Consider the following 19,456-nt stretch of genomic DNA (forward strand, 5'->3'; position numbering starts at 1 on the left):
TCGCCGATGGTAGTGTGGGGTTTCCCCATGTGAGAGTAGGTCATCGTCAAGATTAAATTCCGAAACCCCAATTGCGTAAGCAGTTGGGGTTTTGTTTTGCCTGCGAGAAAGTTTTTCAGGTGCCATCGGGTAATTTCATTCTGAAGTGGACAGCCAGTTTTGGTATGGTGCAGCTCGTTTTTTAACGGACTGATATTCTGCCCACGGATCGGCACTCATTTATGTCAAAGAGTTGCTGTAGAAATGCCTGAACCAATCCCGATCAAGGACCATGAAAAAGAGACGCGGCTGGTCAATAAACGATTGATTGCCTGTGCTCTGTTCGTCTTCGCCATCAGCTGTGCTCTGGTTGTGCGCCTATACATCCTCCAGGTCGTGGAGTTCGAGTACCACTCGACCATCTCCGAAAACAACCGTGTCCACGTCTTGCCGATTCCGCCGACGCGCGGGCTGATCTACGACCGCAACGGTGTCCTTCTCGCCGACAACCGTCCCAGCTACAACCTGACCATCACCCGTGAGCGTGCAACTGACATCAATCAGGAGCTGGGCGAAGTCATCAACTTGCTGCACTTGCCTGCAGAAGACCGCACGGTATTCGATAAGGCGATGAAGCAATCCCGGCATCCGTTCACACCGGTCACTTTGTTTTATGAGCTGACGGAAGAGCAAATCGCCGTCCTGGCGGTCAACGAGTTCCGTCTGCCGGGTCTTGATGTCGAACCGCAGTTCGTCCGGCACTACCCCCTCGGCGCACATTTCGCCCATTCGATCGGTTATGTCGGCCGGATCAATGAAAAAGAATCGAAAACCCTGGACTCCGTTGAATACCGTGGTACGCAATCCATCGGTAAGACCGGTATCGAGCGCTTCTATGAAGCGCAGCTGCATGGCCATGTCGGTTACGAAGAAGTCGAAACCAACGCTCAAGGCCGAGTGCTGCGGGTGCTCAAGCACACCGATCCGGTGCCAGGTAAAAACATCGTCCTCAGCCTCGACGTCAAGCTGCAGGAAGCCGCTGAAGCGGCGTTGGGCGATCGTCGTGGTTCAGTGGTAGCCCTCGATCCGTCCACGGGAGAAGTGCTGGCGATGGTCAGCAATCCGAGTTTCGATCCGAATCTGTTCGTCACAGGCATCAGCTCGAAGGAATATTCGGCGCTGCGGGATTCCATCGACCGGCCGCTGTTCAACCGCGTGTTGCGTGGCCTCTACGCCCCAGGCTCGACGATTAAACCGGAAGTCGCCATCGCGGGGCTGGACGCTGGGGTCGTGACTCCGCAGACCCGCGTGTTCGATCCCGGCTATTACCAACTCCCGGACTTCGAACACAAGTATCGCAACTGGAACCACAGCGGTGATGGCTGGGTGGACATGGACGCGGCGATCATGCGTTCCAACGACACCTACTTCTACGACCTTGCGCACAAGCTTGGCATTGATCGTCTGCACGACTACATGGCGATGTTTGGCCTAGGTGAAAAAGTCTCGCTGGACATGTTTGAAGAGTCGCCCGGCCTGATGCCGTCGCAAGCGTGGAAACGCGCTACAAGGCGACAGGCCTGGTATCCCGGCGAGACGGTTATTCTTGGCATCGGCCAAGGCTACATGCAGGTCACGCCACTGCAATTGGCTCAAGCCACTGCCCTGATCGCCAACAAGGGGATATGGAATCGGCCGCATCTGGCCAAGTCTGTCGATGGCGTTGCGCCGGTTGACGAGCATCCGATGCCGAATATCCTGCTCAAGGATCCGCGCGATTGGGAGCAGGTCAACCACGGCATGCAGATGGTCATGCACGATGCTCGAGGCATTGCCCGAGCGGCCGCTGCGGGCGCGCAATACCGCATCGCCGGCAAGAGTGGTACGGCGCAAGTGGTGGCGATCAAGCAGGGTGAGCGCTACAACCGCGAAAAAACCCTCGAGCGCCACCGTGACAACGCCCTGTTTGTAGGATTCGCACCGGCCGAACATCCGAAAATCGCCATCTCGGTAATGATCGAAAACGGCGAGGCGGGTGGTCGTGTTGCCGGTCCAGTAGTGAGACAGATCATGGACGCTTGGTTACTCGACCAGGATGGCCACCTCAAGCCGCAATACGCAGCGCCGAGCAAAGCGCCGGGCGATCCTCACGTCTGAGGCGTAACGGTTTCACAGTACAGGCTCCCGCGAGGCGAGCCTGTAATTACGCTCCGGGAACCGGGCAATTCATGTCACCTTCCTCGCATTTCAAATAGTGTTTGAGTGCCTCGACACGCGTCTTGGTCATGCCGGTCAGGCAAACGCTGTAAATCAATGGATAGACACTCCCGCCCGCCACCCCAGATGCCGAAAACTTGCACTCGGCATCCCGGAAGCTGATCCACGCCCGCTGCGCGTTGACCAGCAGCTTCTTGCCTTCCGGGTTGTCCTTCAAGCGCCCGGTGACCTGCTGGTACAGCGCATTCAGTTCCTTGTCTGCCGCTTTGAACGCTTGCCCCGCACATTGATTCATCGTTGCCTGATCGCTGGCATTGGCACAGTCAGTGGCGGCATGGGCGAATGGGGAAAACACAAAGGGCGCAAAGGCCAGAAGCACGCGTACTGACATGAGGTTCTCACGGTATCGAATGTAAAGAGCACCACAGTGTAGCGATTGTTATGTACGAAAGCGGGACGCCTCAAGCAAGCGATCCGCCGTGGCCGTGATTTCCTCGACTTCATGCAGTCGCTCCAGCCAGTGTTCGGGAATTCCTCGAGCCCCGTAGTAGGCTCCTGCCAATTGGCCCACGATAGCCGCTGTCGTATCCGCATCGTCACCCAGATTGGCTGCTGTGAGTACGGCGTCGGTGTACGTATGCGTGTGATGAAAGCACCACAAAGCGGCTTCCAGTGATTGGACGCTATAGCCGCTGCCTTTGATTTGAGTCTCGCCTTTGTCGAGGTATTCACCCCGCGCGATAGCAACCACCTTGGGCTGGGAAAGCTCTGACAGTGACGACCGGCGAAGCTGCGTTTTGTCCGCACCCTCAAGCGCTCTTCTGATCAGATCAGCCAGCAATTGGCAGCACTCGACTGCCTCCGGCGCGGCATGAGTTGTGCGCGAACTGTCGGCCGCAAAGGCCTGGATCTGTCGAATGTCGGGGAAATAGAACAGCACGACGGGCGCCAATCGCATCAGCGATCCGTTGCCGGCAGTCAGCGGGTCAGTCGAGCCGGCAAAAGGCTCCCCAGTTTGCTGGTACTGATGCAGCGCCCGGCTAACGGTCATGCCGATGTCGAAACATTCACCGGTGGAGCTCAGGTATCCCCATTTCCACCAGTTGAGATAGCGGCCCATCTGATCAGCCGCGTCGAACCCATTCTTGCTCAGCAGGCTCTCGGCCAGGCACAGCGCCATTGAGGTGTCATCGGTCCATTGCCCAGGTTTGAGCTGGAACGGACCACCGCCAACCATATCACTGACCGGCTGGAATGATCCTCGCGGTTGAAACTCCACTGTTGTGCCGACCGCATCGCCGCAAGCCAAACCGAGGAGGGCGCCGCGATAACGATCGGCGAGAGAAGGCTGCATGATTCTTCCTTGTTTCTGCGAATTCGCGGGAAAGATAACAGGTCAGACGAGGCTGATCACAGAGCGGAAACTACGGCAGGATGTGTCCGCTCGAATCACTGGCTGCAGCGCTTCGATACAACTTCGCATTGGACATGTGGTCATACAAGCCTAGTGTTCAGAACAGGAGGTGACGTATGAAACCAGTACCTAACAGTTTCGAACGCAAAATCACGCTCAAGGCGTCGCGTTCCCACGTTTGGCGTGCATTGGTCGATGCCGAGGCATTTGGTCAGTGGTTTGGCGTGGCGCTCGAGGGCCGGCGGTTCATTGCAGGTGAATGGACGCAAGGCCAGGTCACGTACCCCGGTTATGAACACGTGTTGTGGAATGTGCTGATCGAGCGCGTCGAGCCGCAGCAGTTGTTTTCTTTCCGCTGGCACCCGTATGCGGTCAATCCGAAGATCGATTACTCGCAAGAGCCGACCACGCTGGTCAAGTTCGAATTGCAGGACTTCGAAAAGGGTACGTTGCTCAAGGTTTCGGAATCGGGCTTTGCACACATTCCCGACATCCGCCAGAAGGAGGCGTATTACATGGACAGTCGTGGTTGGGAGGAGCAATTGAGCAGGCTTGAACAGTTCCTCGCCGAAAGCGCGAAGGCCCGTGAAAGCGGAAATGCCTGAAGGGTCTAAGGGTTTTCGGAAGTGGTTGTATGGCGAATGTCTTACACGCGTTGATAGCTTTTACGACTATTGCTGATTGGATCCACTCGGTAATCTACACACATCAACTGAGACGCAGGGAGTGTTTCAGGATCATGGATGATCGACCATTTGCAAGGATCGCTGCCGACAGGGAGTCGATAATGGTCTTGGGAAAAACCCGCTTCGGCGGGTTTTTTTTCGTCTGTATGCAGGTGCCGCCGAAGGCTGCGATCTTTTGATTTTGCTTCTAAAGCCAAAGTCAAAGAAACCGCAGCCTGCTGCGAATGTCACCCGTTACGAAGCAATCAACTGCCGCAATACGTAATGCAGAATCCCCCCGGATTTGAAGTACTCGACCTCATTCAACGTATCAATCCGGCACAAGACTTCAATCTTCTCCTGACGCCCGTCCTCGCGAGTGATCACCAAAGCCAGGTTCATCCGCGGCCTCAGCTCAACGCCGGTCAATCCCAGAATCTCGAACGTCTCTTTGCCGGTCAGATTGAGGCTCTTGCGATTCTGATCAAGCTTGAACTGCAATGGCAGCACACCCATGCCAACCAGATTCGAGCGGTGAATACGCTCGAAGCTCTCCGCAATTACAGCTTTGACGCCCAGCAGATTGGTGCCTTTCGCCGCCCAGTCACGGCTCGACCCGGTGCCATACTCCTGACCGGCAATCACCACCAGCGGCGTGCCCGCAGCCTGATATTTCATCGCAGCGTCATAGATCGCCATTTTCTCCCCGGTGGGAATGTAAAAGGTATTCCCGCCTTCCTCGCCCCCGAGCATCTCGTTACGAATACGGATGTTGGCAAACGTGCCCCGCATCATCACCTCATGATTGCCGCGACGGGATCCATAAGAGTTGAAGTCGCGTGGCTCGACGCCTTTTTCCTGCAGATAACGCCCCGCAGGGCTGTCGACCTTGATGTTGCCGGCGGGGGAGATGTGGTCTGTGGTTACCGAATCACCCAGCAAAGCCAAGACCCGCGCGCCCTTGACGTCTTTTACCTCCGGCAGAGGACCGGAAATGTCGTCGAAGAAAGGCGGATGCTGGATGTAGGTCGAATCGTCCTGCCAAACGTAAGTCGCCGCTTGCGGGACTTCGATGGCTTGCCATTGCTCATCACCGGCGAACACTTCGGCGTATTCCTTGTGGAACATCGCCGTATTGACCTGAGCCACCGCCTCGGCGATTTCCCGACTACTTGGCCAGATGTCGCGCAGATATACCGGATTGCCCTGTTGGTCTTCGCCCAGCGGTTCGCTGCTGATATCGGTGCGCACGCTACCGGCCAATGCGTAGGCGACGACCAGCGGAGGTGAGGCCAGCCAGTTGGTCTTCACCAGCGGATGTACGCGGCCTTCGAAGTTGCGGTTGCCGGACAAGACCGAAGCGACGGTCAGATCGGCCTTCTGAATGGCTTTCTCGATCGGCTCCGGCAGTGGCCCGGAGTTGCCGATGCAGGTGGTGCAGCCATAGCCGACCAGTGAAAAACCGAGTTGATCAAGGTACTGCGTCAGCCCGGCAGCCTTGTAGTAATCAGTGACGACTTTCGAACCAGGGGCTAGTGAGCTTTTTACCCACGGCTTGCGCGTCAGGCCTTTCTCGACGGCTTTCTTCGCCAGCAACCCGGCCGCCATCATCACGCTCGGGTTGGAAGTGTTGGTGCAGGAAGTGATCGCGGCGATAACCACGGCACCGTTTTTCAGGCGATACGTCTTGCCCTCGTATTCGTAGTCAGCTTCGCCTATCAGATCGGCGTTGCCCACCGCCACGCCGCCACCGCCCTCGCTTTCCAGGCGTCCTTCTTCCTTGCTGGTGGGTTTGAATTGCAGGTCGATGAAATCACTGAAGGCCTGCGCGACATTCGGCAGCGAAACGCGATCCTGCGGGCGTTTCGGCCCGGCCAGACTCGCTTCGACGCTGCCCATGTCCAGCGCCAGGCTGTCGGTGAACACCGGCTCCTGACCCGGCAGCCGCCACAGGCCTTGAGCTTTGGTGTATGCCTCGACCAGCTTCACCACTTCCGGCGGCCGGCCCGACAGGCGCAAATATTCGAGCGTGACATCGTCGACCGGAAAGAAGCCGCACGTCGCGCCGTACTCCGGAGCCATGTTGGCGATGGTTGCGCGGTCGGCCAGTGGCAAGTCGGCGAGGCCGTCGCCATAGAACTCGACGAATTTACCGACCACGCCTTTCTTGCGCAGCATCTGCGTCACGGTCAGCACCAGATCGGTCGCGGTGATACCTTCCTTGAGCTTGCCAGTGAGTTTGAAGCCGATCACTTCGGGAATCAGCATCGACACCGGTTGCCCGAGCATGGCGGCTTCCGCTTCGATCCCGCCAACGCCCCAGCCAAGTACGCCGAGTCCGTTGATCATGGTGGTGTGGGAGTCCGTGCCGACCAGCGTGTCGGGAAATGCGTAAGTGCGGCCATCTTCGTCTTTGGTCCACACGGTGCGGCCGAGGTATTCGAGGTTGACCTGGTGGCAGATGCCGGTCCCCGGCGGTACCACGCTGAAGTTATCGAATGCGCTCTGGCCCCAGCGCAGAAAGGCGTAGCGCTCGCCGTTGCGTTGCATTTCGATGTCGACGTTCTGCTCGAACGCACTGGCGCTGGCGAACTTGTCGACCATTACTGAGTGGTCGATCACCAGATCCACCGGCGACAATGGATTGATCCGTTGCGGATCGCCGCCGGCCTTGGCCACAGCGGCGCGCATCGCCGCCAGGTCGACCACGGCGGGGACGCCGGTGAAATCCTGCATCAATACACGGGCCGGGCGGTACTGGATTTCCCGATCGGAGCGGCGCTCCTTGAGCCACGCGGCGATGGCCTTGAGGTCGGCGCCGGTGACGGTTTTTTCGTCTTCCCAGCGCAGCAGGTTTTCCAGCAGGACCTTCAACGACATCGGCAGCTTGTCGAGGTCGCCCAGGCTTTTGGCGGCTTCCGGCAGGCTGAAATAGTGGTAGGTCGTGGCGTCAATTTGTAGGGTTTTCAGTGACTTCAGACTATCGAGGGACGGCATTACGATCACTCCTTTGAGTCCGCACGGCTACGGACTGAGGGGACGGGCAGAGCATTAAACCTAGCCCTGTTTTGAGTAGCTGGCTAATAACTGGACTCTATGAGCGGAACCAAGGTTCCGACTTCGGCTATCATGCGCCGGTTTTCGTGACAGGCATTGCGGCAACGCAAGGCTTGAGCATCGCGCAGCGGCCGAATCATCGGCCGCTGCCCAGGAGTAAGAATGAACACCCTATTCATGCATTGCCGGCCCGGCTTCGAAGGCGAAGTCTGTTCGGAGATTTCCGACCTCGCCGCCCGTCTCAATGTCGCCGGTTACGCCAAAGCCAAAACGGCCGCGGCCTGCGCCGAGTTTGTCTGCACCGAAGCCGATGGCGCTGAACGCCTGATGCGCGGTCAGCGTTTCGCTGAGCTGATCTTCCCGCGCCAGTGGGCGCGTGGTTTTTTCATCGATCTGCCAGAAAACGACCGCATCAGCGTGATCCTGGCGCACATGGCCGATTTCCGGGTGTGCGGCAGCCTGTGGCTGGAAGTGGTCGATACCAATGACGGCAAGGAACTGTCGAACTTCTGCAAAAAATTCGAGGGCCCGCTGCGCAAGGCGCTGACCGCCGCCGGCAAACTGGTGGAGGACGCCAGCAAGCCGCGTTTGTTGCTGACCTTTAAAAGTGGTCGTGAGGTGTTCCTCGGCATGGCTGATGCCGGCAATTCGGCCATGTGGCCGATGGGCATTCCGCGCCTGAAGTTTCCCCGCGAAGCGCCAAGCCGTTCGACCCTGAAGCTGGAAGAGGCGTGGCACCACTTCATTCCGCGTGATCAGTGGGACGACCGTCTGCACAGCGACATGACCGGCGTCGACCTCGGCGCGGCGCCGGGCGGCTGGACCTGGCAACTGGTTAACCGCGGCATGCTGGTCACCGCCATCGACAACGGCCCGATGGCTGAAAGCCTGATGGACACCGGCCTGGTTCAGCATTTGATGGCGGACGGGTTCACCTTCAAGCCCAAGCAGCCGGTTGACTGGATGGTTTGCGACATCGTCGAGAAACCGGCGCGCAACGCGGCGATGCTGGAAGAATGGATTGGCGAGGGACATTGCCGCGAAGCAGTGGTCAACCTGAAGCTGCCGATGAAGCAGCGTTATGCCGAAGTAAAGCGGCTGCTGGAACGCATTGCCGATGGTTTCAAGGCGCGGGGAATCAAGGTAGATATTGGCTGCAAGCAGCTGTATCACGATCGTGAGGAAGTGACCTGCCACCTGCGCCGGCATGACAGCAAAAAGCCCAAGTCTCGCTGACCCATAGAGGTTGGACGAGATCCCGGGCAATGCGCGACAATGCCGGCCAGTTTCTGGAGTGAACCATGAGTGAAATGATCGATTCTCCGGTCGACGGCACCCTCGACGCCACCGGCCTCAATTGCCCGGAACCGGTGATGATGTTGCATCAGCACATCCGCGACCTGGTGCCCGGCGGCCTCTTGAAGGTGATCGCTACCGATCCTTCGACCAAACGTGACATCCCCAAGTTTTGCGTGTTCCTCGACCATGAGTTGGTCAGCCAGCATGAAGAAGCGGGTACTTATCTGTACTGGATTCGCAAGAAACCCTGACTCTGGGCAAAAAAAAGACCTGCAAATGCAGGTCTTTTTTTATGGGTGATCAGCCGAGCGAACGACTGATCCGGATCCGCTTGCGCGCGCTGCGTGTCAGACGAATCGACAGCATCAGCGCCGCGCAACTCAAGCCGACAATCAAACCCTGCCACAGCCCGCTCGGGCCACGTGACTCGCCGAGCCAGTCGGTCAGCCCCAGCGCATAACCTACCGGCAAACCGATCCCCCAATAAGCGAACAGGGTCAGGATCATCGTCACGCGAGTGTCCTGGTAGCCACGTAACGCGCCGGCGGCGGTCACCTGGATCGCATCGGAAAACTGGAACAGCGCCGAATAGACAATCAGCATCGCCGCAATATGAATCACCGTCGGATCAGCGGTGTAGATCGATGCAATCGGCTCGCGCAGCAAAAGCATCAGGCTCGCCGACAGGCAGGCGTAGGCCAGTGCGGTGCCCATGCCGACTCCAGCGGCAAAACGTGCCTCACGCGGTTCCTCACGGCCCAGCGCCTGGCCGACACGCACGGTGACCGCCATGCCCAGCGAATAGGGAATCATGAACACCAGCGAGCTGACGTTCAGCGCGATCTGGTGCCCGGCCACCACCGTCGCGCCGAGGCTGCCGATCAGCAGGGCGATCACGGCGAAGATGCTCGACTCGGCAAACACCGCGATGCCGATCGGCAAACCAATCGATAGCAGACGTTTGATCACCGCCCACTGCGGCCAGTCGAAACGGCTGAACAGTTCGCTTGAGCGATAGGCCGGTGCCCAGCGTTCGTAGCCGGCCAGGCCCAGCGCCATCACCCACATCACGATCGCCGTGGCCCAGCCGCAGCCGACGCCACCCATGGCCGGCACGCCGAAGTGGCCATAGATGAAGATGTAATTCAGCGGAATGTTCAGCGCCAGCCCGCACAGGCCCAGTACCATGGCCGGGCGCGTGCGGCCGATGCCGTCACTGGTGCAACGCAGCACGTGATAAATGGCCACTGCCGGCAGACCGCTGGCGATGCCGTGCAAGTACTGCATGCTCGGGTCGATCAGTTCGGCATCGACCTTCATCAGGTGCAAAACCGGTTCGGCGGCGACCAGCATCGCAGTGGCGATCAACCCCACCACCAACGCTAGCCATAGCGCCTGACGCACGATCGGACCGATCTCGCTGTGCTTGCCAGCGCCGAAGCGTTGCGCGACCTTCGGCGTGGTGGCCAGCAAGGTGCCGGTCATCAACAGAAACACCGGGACCCAGATCGAGTTGCCCAATGCTACCGCCGCCAGATCCTTGGGCCCTACGCGTCCCGCCATCACCGCATCGACGAAGCCCATGGCCGTGGTCGCCAGTTGCGCGATGATGATCGGCAGCGCCAGGGCGAGCAGGTTTTTCAACTCCAGGCGAATCCGCGCAGGGCGGGACAGGGAGACGGCGACGGGTTGGTCAGTTACAGAGTTCACAGGCGAAGCGTCCAGAAAGTATTGATGCGCAGAGCGGCGCATTCTACGCCGCTGACGCCTCGGTCAGGAAAAATCCTCTGTTGCGTATTTGTAAGCGCAAACCCTGCTGGCTGATCGGCGCGTCTGCACCTAAACTGCCGATCCGCCCAAGGAGCCCGCCATGCTGATTGTTGCCGACGAAAATATCCCGCTGCTCGATGCTTATTTTGCCGGTTTCGGTGAAATCCGCCGTGTGTCGGGCCGCTCCATTGACCGTGCCACGGTCGAGCACGCCGATGTGTTGCTGGTGCGTTCGGTGACCCGCGTTGACCGTGCGCTGCTTGAGGGCAGCAAGGTGCGCTTTGTCGGTACCTGCACCATCGGCACCGACCATCTGGATCTCGATTACTTCAAAGAGGCCGGGATTGGCTGGTCGAGCGCGCCGGGGTGTAATGCTCGTGGCGTGGTCGACTACGTACTGGGCAGTTTGATGACACTGGCCGAAATCGAAGGCGTTGATTTGACTCAGCGTACCTACGGCGTTGTCGGCGCCGGTGAAGTCGGTGGTCGCCTGATCAAGGTCTTGAAAGGTTTGGGCTGGAACGTAAAGGTTTGCGATCCGCCGCGTCAGGCTGCCGACGGCGGCGATCATGTCAGCCTCCAGCAGATCCTCGAGCAGTGCGACGTGATCAGTCTGCATACACCTTTGACCCGTAACGGCGACGATGCGACCTGGCATCTGTTTGATCGACAGCGTCTGCAGCAACTCAAGCAAGGTGCGTGGCTGATCAATGCGGCGCGCGGCCCTGTGGTCGATAACGTTGCGCTGCGTGAAGTGCTGCTGGAGCGTGAAGACCTGCAGGCAGTGCTCGACGTCTGGGAAAAGGAGCCGGAAGTTGATCCTGCGCTGGCCGAACTCTGTGTGTTGGCGACACCGCATATTGCCGGTTACAGCCTTGACGGCAAGCAACGCGGAACCGCGCAGATCTACCAGGCCTACTGCGCTTTCAGCGGCCAGCCTGCGATTATCCAGCTGAGTGATCTGTTGCCAGCGCCGTGGTTGTCGGAAGTTTCCTTGCATGGCGACAGTGATCCGGCGTGGGCGCTGGCTATGTTGTGTCGGGGCGTGTATGACCCGCGCCGCGACGACGCGGATTTTCGCCGCAGTCTGGTAGGAAATGTCGCTGAGCAGCGTGCGGCATTTGACCAATTGCGCAAGCAGTACCCGGTACGACGCGAGATCGAAGGGCTGAAGGTGCGGATTGAAGGGGATGCGCCGGTGTTGCGCCAGATTGTGGCGGCGCTCGGCGCAACCCCGGTCCCATAACCGCATTGGCCTGTAGGAGCTGTCGAGTGAAACGAGGCTGCGATCTTTTGATCTTGCTTATTGAAGATCAAAAGATCGCAGCCTTCGGCAGCTCCTACACGATTCGCAGCTAAATCAGGCGCAGAAAAAACCCGGCCAATCAGGGCCGGGTCGGGAAGACGTTGGCTACATCACTCTTGTTCGGCAGGCTTGACCAATCGCTTCTCCAGTTCGCGGCAGGCGTCCTGGATCATGTCTTCAGTGATTGGTACTTCGCGGCCCTGCTCATCGATAATCGAGCAACCCAGAGACTGGTCGGGTTGGGTGCGGATCACTTCAATCTTGTCTTCGCTGCTGTGTTGCAAGGACATGGCCTGTCTCCTCATCAGGTTGTGTGCCTAAGTTAAAACCGCCACGTGACCAGGCTGTGACAACTCCCTGCGATCTGTCGGCGAGCGGCATCTCTACTCAAACAGAAATGCCGTCTCGTCTCAACCGCAACCTTAGACCAATCGTTTCTAGCATCCGGACATACCGGGCATATTTAACCTGACTCATTGTGATTTACAGAGTTCCACCCCATTTGAGTCTGTAGGCTGGCCCGATTCATCTGCGCAGACGTGAATTCCATGATCTCCTTGCTATCTTCCCGACACCGGCGCGCCTTGCGCCTGACCAGTCATTTTCTCCTGCCGTACCGCTGGCATGCCTTCGGCGCTTTACTCGCGCTGATCGTCACCGCGGGCATTACCTTGTCAATGGGGCAGGGCATCAAGCTGCTTGTGGACCAGGGTTTCATGACCCGATCGCCGCATCTTCTTAATCAGTCCATCGCGATCTTCATGTTGCTGGTGTTAGGCCTGGCACTGGGCACTTTCGCCCGTTTCTATCTGGTGTCATGGATCGGTGAGCGCGTGGTCGCTGATATTCGTCGCCAAGTGTTCAATCACTTGGTGTACCTGCATCCAGGCTTTTATGAGGACAACCGCAGTTCGGAAATCCAGTCGCGCCTGACCGCCGACACCACGCTACTGCAATCGGTGATTGGCTCGTCGCTTTCGTTGTTCCTGCGCAACCTGTTGATGGTAATTGGCGGTGTGGTGCTGCTGTTCATCACCAATCCCAAACTCACCAGCATTGTGGTGATTGCGCTGCCGCTGGTGATTGCGCCGATCCTCATATTCGGCCGTCGCGTGCGCAATCTGTCGCGCCAGAGTCAGGATCGTATCGCTGACATTGGCAGTTACGTGTCTGAAACCCTCGGCCAGATCAAAACCGTGCAGGCCTACAACCATCAGGTGCAGGATGAGCAGCGTTTCGCCTCCACCGTAGAGCAGGCGTTCGAGACCGCACGCAAGCGGATCTTCCAGCGGGCGTGGTTGATCACGCTGGTGATCGTGCTGGTGCTTGGCGCGGTGGCGGTGATGTTGTGGGTTGGTGGCATGGATGTCATGGCCGGGCGGATATCGGCCGGCGAGCTGGCGGCATTCGTTTTTTATAGCCTGATCGTCGGTAGCGCGTTCGGCACGCTGAGCGAAGTGATCGGCGAACTGCAACGCGCTGCGGGTGCCGCTGAACGCATCGCGGAATTGCTGCGCTCGGAAAACATTATCCAGCCACCGGTGGCCGGACTGGTCACTTTGCCAGCGCGAGTCAAAGGTGAGCTTGAATTGCGCGACGTGCGCTTTTCCTACCCCTCTCGTCCGGAAAGTTACGCAGTCGATGGCTTGAGTTTGACGGTGAGGGCGGGCGAAACCCTGGCATTGGTGGGGCCGTCCGGCGCGGGCAAATCCACGGTTTACGACCTGTTGCTGCGCTTCTACGATCCGCGCGAAGGGCAGATTCTGCTGGATGGAGCGCCGCTGACCAGCCTTGACCCGCTGGATCTGCGCCGCTGTTTCGCGCTGGTGTCGCAAACCCCGGCGCTGTTTTTTGGCAGCGTGGAGGAGAACATTCGCTACGGCTGCCCGACCGCCACACTGGCGCAGGTCAAGGAAGCCGCGCGAATTGCCCACGCCCACGACTTCATCGAACAAATGCCGGATGGTTATCAGACTCATCTGGGCGATGGCGGCCTCGGCCTGTCCGGCGGTCAACGCCAGCGCCTGGCCATCGCTCGGGCCTTGCTCGTGGACGCGCCAATCCTGCTGCTGGACGAAGCCACCAGCGCCCTCGACGCACAGAGCGAGCATCTGATCCAGCAAGCCTTGCCAACGCTGATGGAAAACCGCACCACGCTGGTCATCGCCCACCGACTGGCCACGGTGAAAAACGCTGATCGGATTGCGGTGATGGATCAAGGCAAGTTGGTGGCGGTTGGGACACATCAGCAATTGATCGCCAGCAACCCGCTGTATGCGCGGCTGGCGGCGTTGCAGTTTAATGATGGCCACGCAGTCGACTTGTAGGAGCTGCCGAAGGCTGCGATCTTTTGATCTTGCTTTACAAAAAATGCCCGCATTGAATGCGGGCATTTTTACATCAAAGATCGCAGTTTTCGGCAGCTCTTGCCTACCCGAGATTACCGGTTACTGATCATCAAAATACCGCTCATGCCAATCCACCAACGGTTGCGGCGAGTTGAGCTTTTGCCCGTAGATCACCGAATATGACAGTACGTTCTGCACGTATTGACGGGTTTCGTCGAACGGGATGCTTTCCACCCAGACGTCAAAACTCAGGTGATCAGCGCCGCGCAGCCACTGACGCACGCGGCCGGGGCCGGCGTTGTAAGCGGCGGAGGCGAGGACGCGGTTACCGTTGAACTGGCTGTGCACCTGACTGAGGTAAGCAGCACCGAGCTGAATGTTCTTGTCCGGATCGAGCACTTGCTGGGGCGAGGCCAGCGGAATGCTGAACTTGCGCGCGGTTTCCTTGGCGGTGCCGGGCATCAGTTGCATCAGACCGCTGGCGCCGACGCCGGAGCGCGCGTCGTCCATGAAGGCGCTTTCCTGCCGGGTGATGGCGAACACCCAGCTTGAATGCAGGCCGCGGACCTTGGCTTCACGCACGAGGGTATCGCGGTGAGCCATCGGGAAGCGGATGTCCAGGTCGTCCCAGTACTGCGCCTGACTGATGGTGCGGATTGCCGGGAAGTACCATTTCAGGTCATACGCCAGTTTCGCCTGGGCGACCATTTCATCGCGATTGAAATGACGGCTGACGTGATACCACTCGCGACGCCCGTCGACGATCTGCCCACGTGCATGAAACTCCAGCGCACGACGCACGCCGGGGGTGTTGCGAACCTTGCTGATCAACGCCTGGCTGAGCACCAGCGGCTTATTGTTCAACGAGTAAGGCGACTGCGAGCGATCAGCGGCAAGGAAACCGTAGAAGTCCCGTTCCCGCGCCAGATTCTTGTACAGGGTAAGCGCTTGCGGGTTTTGCGGTTGGGCCAGTTCCAGGCTGCGCGCCTGCCAGTAGCGCCAGCGGTTGGTGATGGCCAGGTCTTGCGGCAGACGTTTGGTCAGTTCGTAGGCATCGTTCCAGCGTGCCAGACGCAGCAGCAGGCGCAGGCGCCATTCCGATACGGTGTTGTCGCGCAGCTCCGGATCGTATTTGGTCATAACGTCCAGCGCGCGGCTGTCGAAGCGGCGCGCAAGGGTCAGGCCGATCTCGCGAGCAATCGCGACTTTTTCATCGCGAGAGAAATGCATGCTGCTGGCGTAACCGTCGAGCAGAGCCATGGCCTTGTCCGGATCCTGCCTTGCGAGGCGGCGCAGGCCGAGGCTGACAACGTCTGACATCGGCTCGTCGGCCGGGGTGAAGCGCGACGGCTGGTTAAGCAGTTCGGGTTTCTGCGCGACGTCGACCAGCAAGCGACCGCGCGGGGCGAGGCTGGTCAAGCCGTTGATCAGGCTGTTCGCCAGCGGATAGTTACGCGCCTGCGCGGCGAGTTTGGTGCGTTCCCAGCGTTTCTGTTCGGTCAGTTGGCCGTCGGCAGCCCAGATGCCGAACAGGGCGTCACAGGCGGCGGGTTGCGATTTGCCGGTCAGCCAGAGTTTTTCCGCGTTGGCGTAGCCTTCAGCTTTCTTGTCGTGGCTGATCTGATACTGCGCGTTGAGGCAGTCTAGCTCAGTGAAGTTCAGCTTCGGATCGTAGTATTTGACGAAGGTCGCCCAGTCGCCACGGTCGGCGAGCCAGCGCAACCAGCGCAGCTTCATCCAGTTGGCTTGCGGCAGATCACCGTGTTCGGCGAGGAATTTCTCGATCTCCGCGTTGCTCGCCGTCTTCAGACGCGCGGTCAGTTCGTCGTAAGCCAGATACGGTTCCAGCGGATAATCGGCCAGCGCCTGGCTGTAACGGAAATACGGGCCGGTATCACCCTTGGCCAAGGCGCGCTTGGCTTCATCGTAATACTGGCGTTGGGTGGACAGGTCGACCGCCTGGACGGATTGAGCGGCAGCGGCGGTAAGAAACAAGCAGGACAAAACACTGAAAAGGCGACTGCGCATGAGACATCCGGGCAGAGAAATCATGACAAGTGCCGATCGGAATCCGCACTGAATTGCCTGTAGCTTAGCCTTTTGCCAGCAAGCGGCGAAAGCTTTGCGCGCCTCGCTGCACAAGTTCGCAACAAATGTTGTGCAGAGTGCTTCGACCGACAAATTGCCGGCCTGCTGAAGCCTCAAGTCAGGTAGAATGCGCGCCCGGTTTTTGGAGAAGCTCATGACCCTGCTCAAATTCAGCGATGTGTCCCTTGCGTTCGGCGCTATGCCGTTGTTGGACAAGGTGTCCTGGCAGATCGCCCGTGGTGAGCGGGTGTGCATCATCGGCCGCAACGGCACTGGCAAGTCCAGCATGATGAAACTGGTCAAGGGCGACCAGAAGCCCGATGACGGCTCGGTTTGGCGTGCGCCTGGTCTGAAAATCGGCGAATTGCCGCAAGAATTGCCAGTGGCCGACGACCGGACTGTATTCGACGTGGTGGCTGAAGGTCTCGACGGCGTCGGCGCCTTGCTCGCCGAATACCATCACCTGAGCCAGAACATCGTCACCGACGCCGATCTGGACAAGCTGATGCACGTTCAGCACGACCTTGAAGCCCGTGACGGCTGGCGCTTGCAGACGCTGGTTGACAGCACCCTGAGCCGTCTGCAACTGCCGGCCGACAAGACCCTCGCCGAACTCTCCGGCGGCTGGCGCCGTCGCGTGCTGCTGGCGCAGGCGCTGGTGTCCGAACCGGATCTGTTGCTGCTCGACGAACCGACCAACCACCTGGACATCGGTGCGATTGCCTGGCTCGAAGAAGCGCTGAAAGATTTCCAGGGCGCCGTGCTGTTCATCACGCACGACCGTTCCTTCCTGCAAAACCTCGCCACGCGCATTCTCGAACTGGATCGCGGCGGCCTGATCGATTGGAACGGCGACTACGCCAGTTTCCTCGTACACAAGGAAGCCGCGCTGGCGGCTGAAGAGACCGCCAACGCGCTGTTCGACAAGCGTCTGGCTCAGGAGGAAGTGTGGATCCGTCAGGGCATCAAGGCCCGTCGCACCCGTAACGAAGGCCGTGTACGTGCGCTGAAAGCCTTGCGCGTTGAGCGCAGTGAGCGTCGCGAGCGTACCGGCAAGGCCAACATCCAGCTGGAAACCGCGGACAAGTCCGGCAAGCAAGTGATGGTGCTGGAGAATGTGAGCTTCGCGCATCCGGGCGGGCCGTTCCTGATCAAGGATTTTTCGATGGTCCTGCAGCGCGGCGACCGTATTGGTCTGCTCGGCGCCAACGGTACCGGCAAGACCACACTGTTGAAACTGATGCTCAGCGGTCTGCAACCGACCAGCGGCAAAGTGGAAGAGGGCACGCGCATCGACGTGGCTTACTTCGACCAGTTGCGCCATCAGTTGGATCTGGAAAAAACCGTGATCGACAACGTCGCCGAAGGTCGCGACTTCATCGACATCGACGGGCAGAGCCGTCACGTGCTGAGCTATCTCGGCGACTTCCTGTTCAGCCCGCAGCGTGCGCGCACGCCGGTCAAGGCGTTGTCCGGTGGTGAGCGTGCACGTCTGTTGCTGGCGAAGCTGTTCAGCAAACCGGCCAACCTGCTGGTACTCGACGAGCCGACCAACGACCTCGACGTGGAAACCCTCGAACTGCTCGAAGAAGTGCTGCTGACCTTCAATGGCACCGTGCTGATGGTGAGCCACGACCGGGCATTCCTCGATAACGTGGTGACCAGCACCCTGGTGTTCGAAGGCGAAGGCAAGGTTCGTGAATACGTCGGCGGTTATCAGGACTGGATCCGTCAGGGCGGCTCACCGCGTCTGTTGGGCGTGACTGAAAGCAAGTCGGGCAAGGCTGACCTGAACTCGGCGGTGGTTACCGCTGAGCCTGCTGTGGTTGCTGCGCCTGCCGCTGCTGCACCGGCTGCAAAGAAAAAGCTGAGCTACAAGCTGCAGCGCGAGCTGGAAGCCTTGCCGGGCGACATCGACGCCAAGGAACAGCAGATTGCTGCGGTTGAGGCTGAAATGGCTGAAGCCGGTTTCTATCAGCGTCCGCCGGCGGAAACGGCCAAGGTCATTGCTTCGCTGGAACAATTGCAGGCCGAGCTGGATGCGTTGGTGGAGCGTTGGGCCGAGCTGGATGCCTGATCGATCGTGATGCGCAAAAGCCCGGCGCTCAGTGATGAGCGCCGGGCTTTTCATATGTAACGCGATCAGCAGGCTGGATCAGATCAAAATGTGGGGAGCGAGACCAGTCAGCGTTTGACCAGGTGCACCGCGAGCACATCGCAAGGGGCGCCATGCAGCACATCATTTGCGGTTGAGCCTAGCAATAGCGCCAGACCGTGACGGCCATGGCTGCCAACCACGATCAGATCGCACGCTTGTTCCTTGGCAAAATGATGAATTTCCTGGCGTGGCTGGCCGTAGGTCAGGTGGCAATTGGCGCCAACAAGCTCGGTATATTTGGATTTGAGCTTTTCAAGGCGTTCCTTGGCCTGATCGAACTGCTGTTGTTGCAGTTGTGACAGGTCCATCGGCACATCGCCACCGAAGGCCATGGCCATTGGTTCAACGATATGCACCAGCGACAACTTGGCACCGTTGCTCACCGACAACTCGCGGGCGCGGTGGATCACAGGGTCGCACTCTTCGGTCAGATCTACAGCGACCAGTATGTGGTGGTAGGGCATGAGGTGCTCCTCCTGAGGTTTCGATATTGGTAAGTATGGCTGGTTTCAAGCGCATTGGTTCGCAAGTGAGACAATGGGCCCATCAAAAATCGGGAGTACAGATATGACGGTCTGGCTGGTGGTGTCAATCCTGCTGGTAGTTTTAAGTCCGCTGGCATGGCTGCGCCCATCGCGTGCGCAGAGCGGTCGCATGGCCTTGCGTATGGAGGCGCGGCGCATGGGCCTCGCCATGCAACTCGCGCCCCAGGAGTGGCCGCACTGGCTGCTGCCGGAGCCGCCGAATCCTTGTGCCCAGTACCATCGGCCGCGGCGAGGCAGTCAGCCGGCGTGCTGGACCTACTGGCAGAAAACTCCGGGCGTGTGGGTCAATCAATGGCAGGAAGTCTGCGGTGACCGGGCGCTGCTCGATTATTTCGAAAAATTGCCGGGCAATGTTTTCAAGGTCGAGGCGGACAAGCAGATGATCGCATTGTATTGGGGCGAGAAGGGTGAGGCGACGGTTCTGCAGGATATCGACGCGACCCTTAAAGCGCTGGCGTGATGCGTGGACTTTTCTCACTGCAACGGTGTGAAACGTCCGGCAGACGCGCATTAAAAAGCCCGACATGATTCATCGGGCGGGGTTGGCCAGGCAGGCCGGAAATAGTTTTTTCTGCTGACGCGGTTTCAAGCGCGCTGTGTATTTCCCTGT

At 59.1% G+C, this 19,456-nt stretch carries 15 protein-coding genes; 8 read left to right on the forward strand and 7 right to left on the reverse strand.

Features of this window, described 5'->3' with window-relative positions; genetic code table 11:
- Positions 1-243 precede the first annotated feature (243 nt).
- Entirely contained in the window at positions 244-2,136 is a 1,893-nt protein-coding gene (mrdA, locus tag ACP7D9_RS29095; protein WP_426160387.1) for a penicillin-binding protein 2, read from the forward strand.
- A gap of 46 nt (positions 2,137-2,182) precedes the next feature.
- On the opposite strand, the gene ACP7D9_RS29100 is transcribed toward mrdA, so the two are convergent.
- Positions 2,183-2,587 (reverse strand): lysozyme inhibitor LprI family protein, encoded by a 405-nt coding sequence (locus tag ACP7D9_RS29100; RefSeq protein ID WP_101158784.1) that lies wholly within the window; start codon positions 2,585-2,587, stop codon positions 2,183-2,185.
- A gap of 48 nt (positions 2,588-2,635) precedes the next feature.
- Positions 2,636-3,550 carry an ADP-ribosylglycohydrolase family protein gene (locus ACP7D9_RS29105; protein ID WP_397480161.1) on the reverse strand — a complete coding sequence of 305 codons (915 nt, stop codon included), beginning with the start codon at positions 3,548-3,550 and terminating at the stop codon, positions 2,636-2,638.
- Positions 3,551-3,726: 176 nt separating this feature from the next.
- Between ACP7D9_RS29105 and ACP7D9_RS29110 the strand changes: the two genes are divergently transcribed.
- Entirely contained in the window at positions 3,727-4,215 is a 489-nt protein-coding gene (locus ACP7D9_RS29110) for an SRPBCC family protein (RefSeq protein WP_101158782.1), read from the forward strand.
- A gap of 315 nt (positions 4,216-4,530) precedes the next feature.
- On the opposite strand, the gene acnA is transcribed toward ACP7D9_RS29110, so the two are convergent.
- Positions 4,531-7,272 carry an aconitate hydratase AcnA gene (gene acnA / locus ACP7D9_RS29115; protein ID WP_313005796.1) on the reverse strand — a complete coding sequence of 914 codons (2,742 nt, stop codon included), beginning with the start codon at positions 7,270-7,272 and terminating at the stop codon, positions 4,531-4,533.
- Between the two features lie 222 nt (positions 7,273-7,494).
- On the opposite strand from acnA, the gene rlmM reads away from it, so the two are divergent.
- Positions 7,495-8,568, forward strand: a complete 1,074-nt coding sequence (gene rlmM, locus ACP7D9_RS29120) for a 23S rRNA (cytidine(2498)-2'-O)-methyltransferase RlmM (RefSeq protein ID WP_101158779.1) — start codon at positions 7,495-7,497, stop codon at positions 8,566-8,568.
- A 65-nt stretch (positions 8,569-8,633) separates the two neighbouring features.
- A complete protein-coding gene (gene tusA / locus ACP7D9_RS29125) occupies positions 8,634-8,882 on the forward strand; it encodes a sulfurtransferase TusA (RefSeq protein ID WP_101158778.1) in 249 nt (82 codons plus the stop codon).
- A 49-nt stretch (positions 8,883-8,931) separates the two neighbouring features.
- Here tusA and ACP7D9_RS29130 read toward each other — a convergent pair whose 3' ends face one another.
- On the reverse strand, positions 8,932-10,341 hold the full coding sequence (locus tag ACP7D9_RS29130; protein WP_101158787.1) for an MATE family efflux transporter: 1,410 nt from the start codon (positions 10,339-10,341) through the stop codon (positions 8,932-8,934).
- Between the two features lie 160 nt (positions 10,342-10,501).
- Between ACP7D9_RS29130 and pdxB the strand changes: the two genes are divergently transcribed.
- Positions 10,502-11,647, forward strand: a complete 1,146-nt coding sequence (gene pdxB, locus ACP7D9_RS29135; RefSeq protein WP_426160388.1) for a 4-phosphoerythronate dehydrogenase PdxB — start codon at positions 10,502-10,504, stop codon at positions 11,645-11,647.
- 170 nt (positions 11,648-11,817) lie between these two features.
- Here pdxB and ACP7D9_RS29140 read toward each other — a convergent pair whose 3' ends face one another.
- Positions 11,818-11,997, reverse strand: coding sequence for a PA1571 family protein (locus ACP7D9_RS29140; protein ID WP_101158776.1), 180 nt, complete (start codon positions 11,995-11,997; stop codon positions 11,818-11,820).
- 258 nt (positions 11,998-12,255) lie between these two features.
- Between ACP7D9_RS29140 and ACP7D9_RS29145 the strand changes: the two genes are divergently transcribed.
- Positions 12,256-14,034: an ABC transporter transmembrane domain-containing protein gene (locus tag ACP7D9_RS29145; protein ID WP_426160389.1), complete on the forward strand. Its 1,779-nt coding sequence runs from the start codon at positions 12,256-12,258 to the stop codon at positions 14,032-14,034.
- A 120-nt stretch (positions 14,035-14,154) separates the two neighbouring features.
- Here ACP7D9_RS29145 and ACP7D9_RS29150 read toward each other — a convergent pair whose 3' ends face one another.
- On the reverse strand, positions 14,155-16,083 hold the full coding sequence (locus tag ACP7D9_RS29150; protein ID WP_426160390.1) for a transglycosylase SLT domain-containing protein: 1,929 nt from the start codon (positions 16,081-16,083) through the stop codon (positions 14,155-14,157).
- 214 nt (positions 16,084-16,297) lie between these two features.
- On the opposite strand from ACP7D9_RS29150, the gene ACP7D9_RS29155 reads away from it, so the two are divergent.
- On the forward strand, positions 16,298-18,220 hold the full coding sequence (locus ACP7D9_RS29155) for an ATP-binding cassette domain-containing protein (protein ID WP_116658582.1): 1,923 nt from the start codon (positions 16,298-16,300) through the stop codon (positions 18,218-18,220).
- A 107-nt stretch (positions 18,221-18,327) separates the two neighbouring features.
- Here ACP7D9_RS29155 and ACP7D9_RS29160 read toward each other — a convergent pair whose 3' ends face one another.
- Positions 18,328-18,765: a universal stress protein gene (locus ACP7D9_RS29160; RefSeq protein WP_101158772.1), complete on the reverse strand. Its 438-nt coding sequence runs from the start codon at positions 18,763-18,765 to the stop codon at positions 18,328-18,330.
- Between the two features lie 103 nt (positions 18,766-18,868).
- On the opposite strand from ACP7D9_RS29160, the gene ACP7D9_RS29165 reads away from it, so the two are divergent.
- Complete coding sequence (locus ACP7D9_RS29165; protein WP_313005784.1) at positions 18,869-19,306, forward strand: hypothetical protein; 438 nt, start codon at positions 18,869-18,871, stop codon at positions 19,304-19,306.
- The last annotated feature ends 150 nt before the right edge of the window (positions 19,307-19,456 follow it).

Origin of the sequence: Pseudomonas sp. TSRC2-2, assembly GCF_049897785.1 — a bacterium.
Taxonomy (GTDB): domain Bacteria; phylum Pseudomonadota; class Gammaproteobacteria; order Pseudomonadales; family Pseudomonadaceae; genus Aquipseudomonas.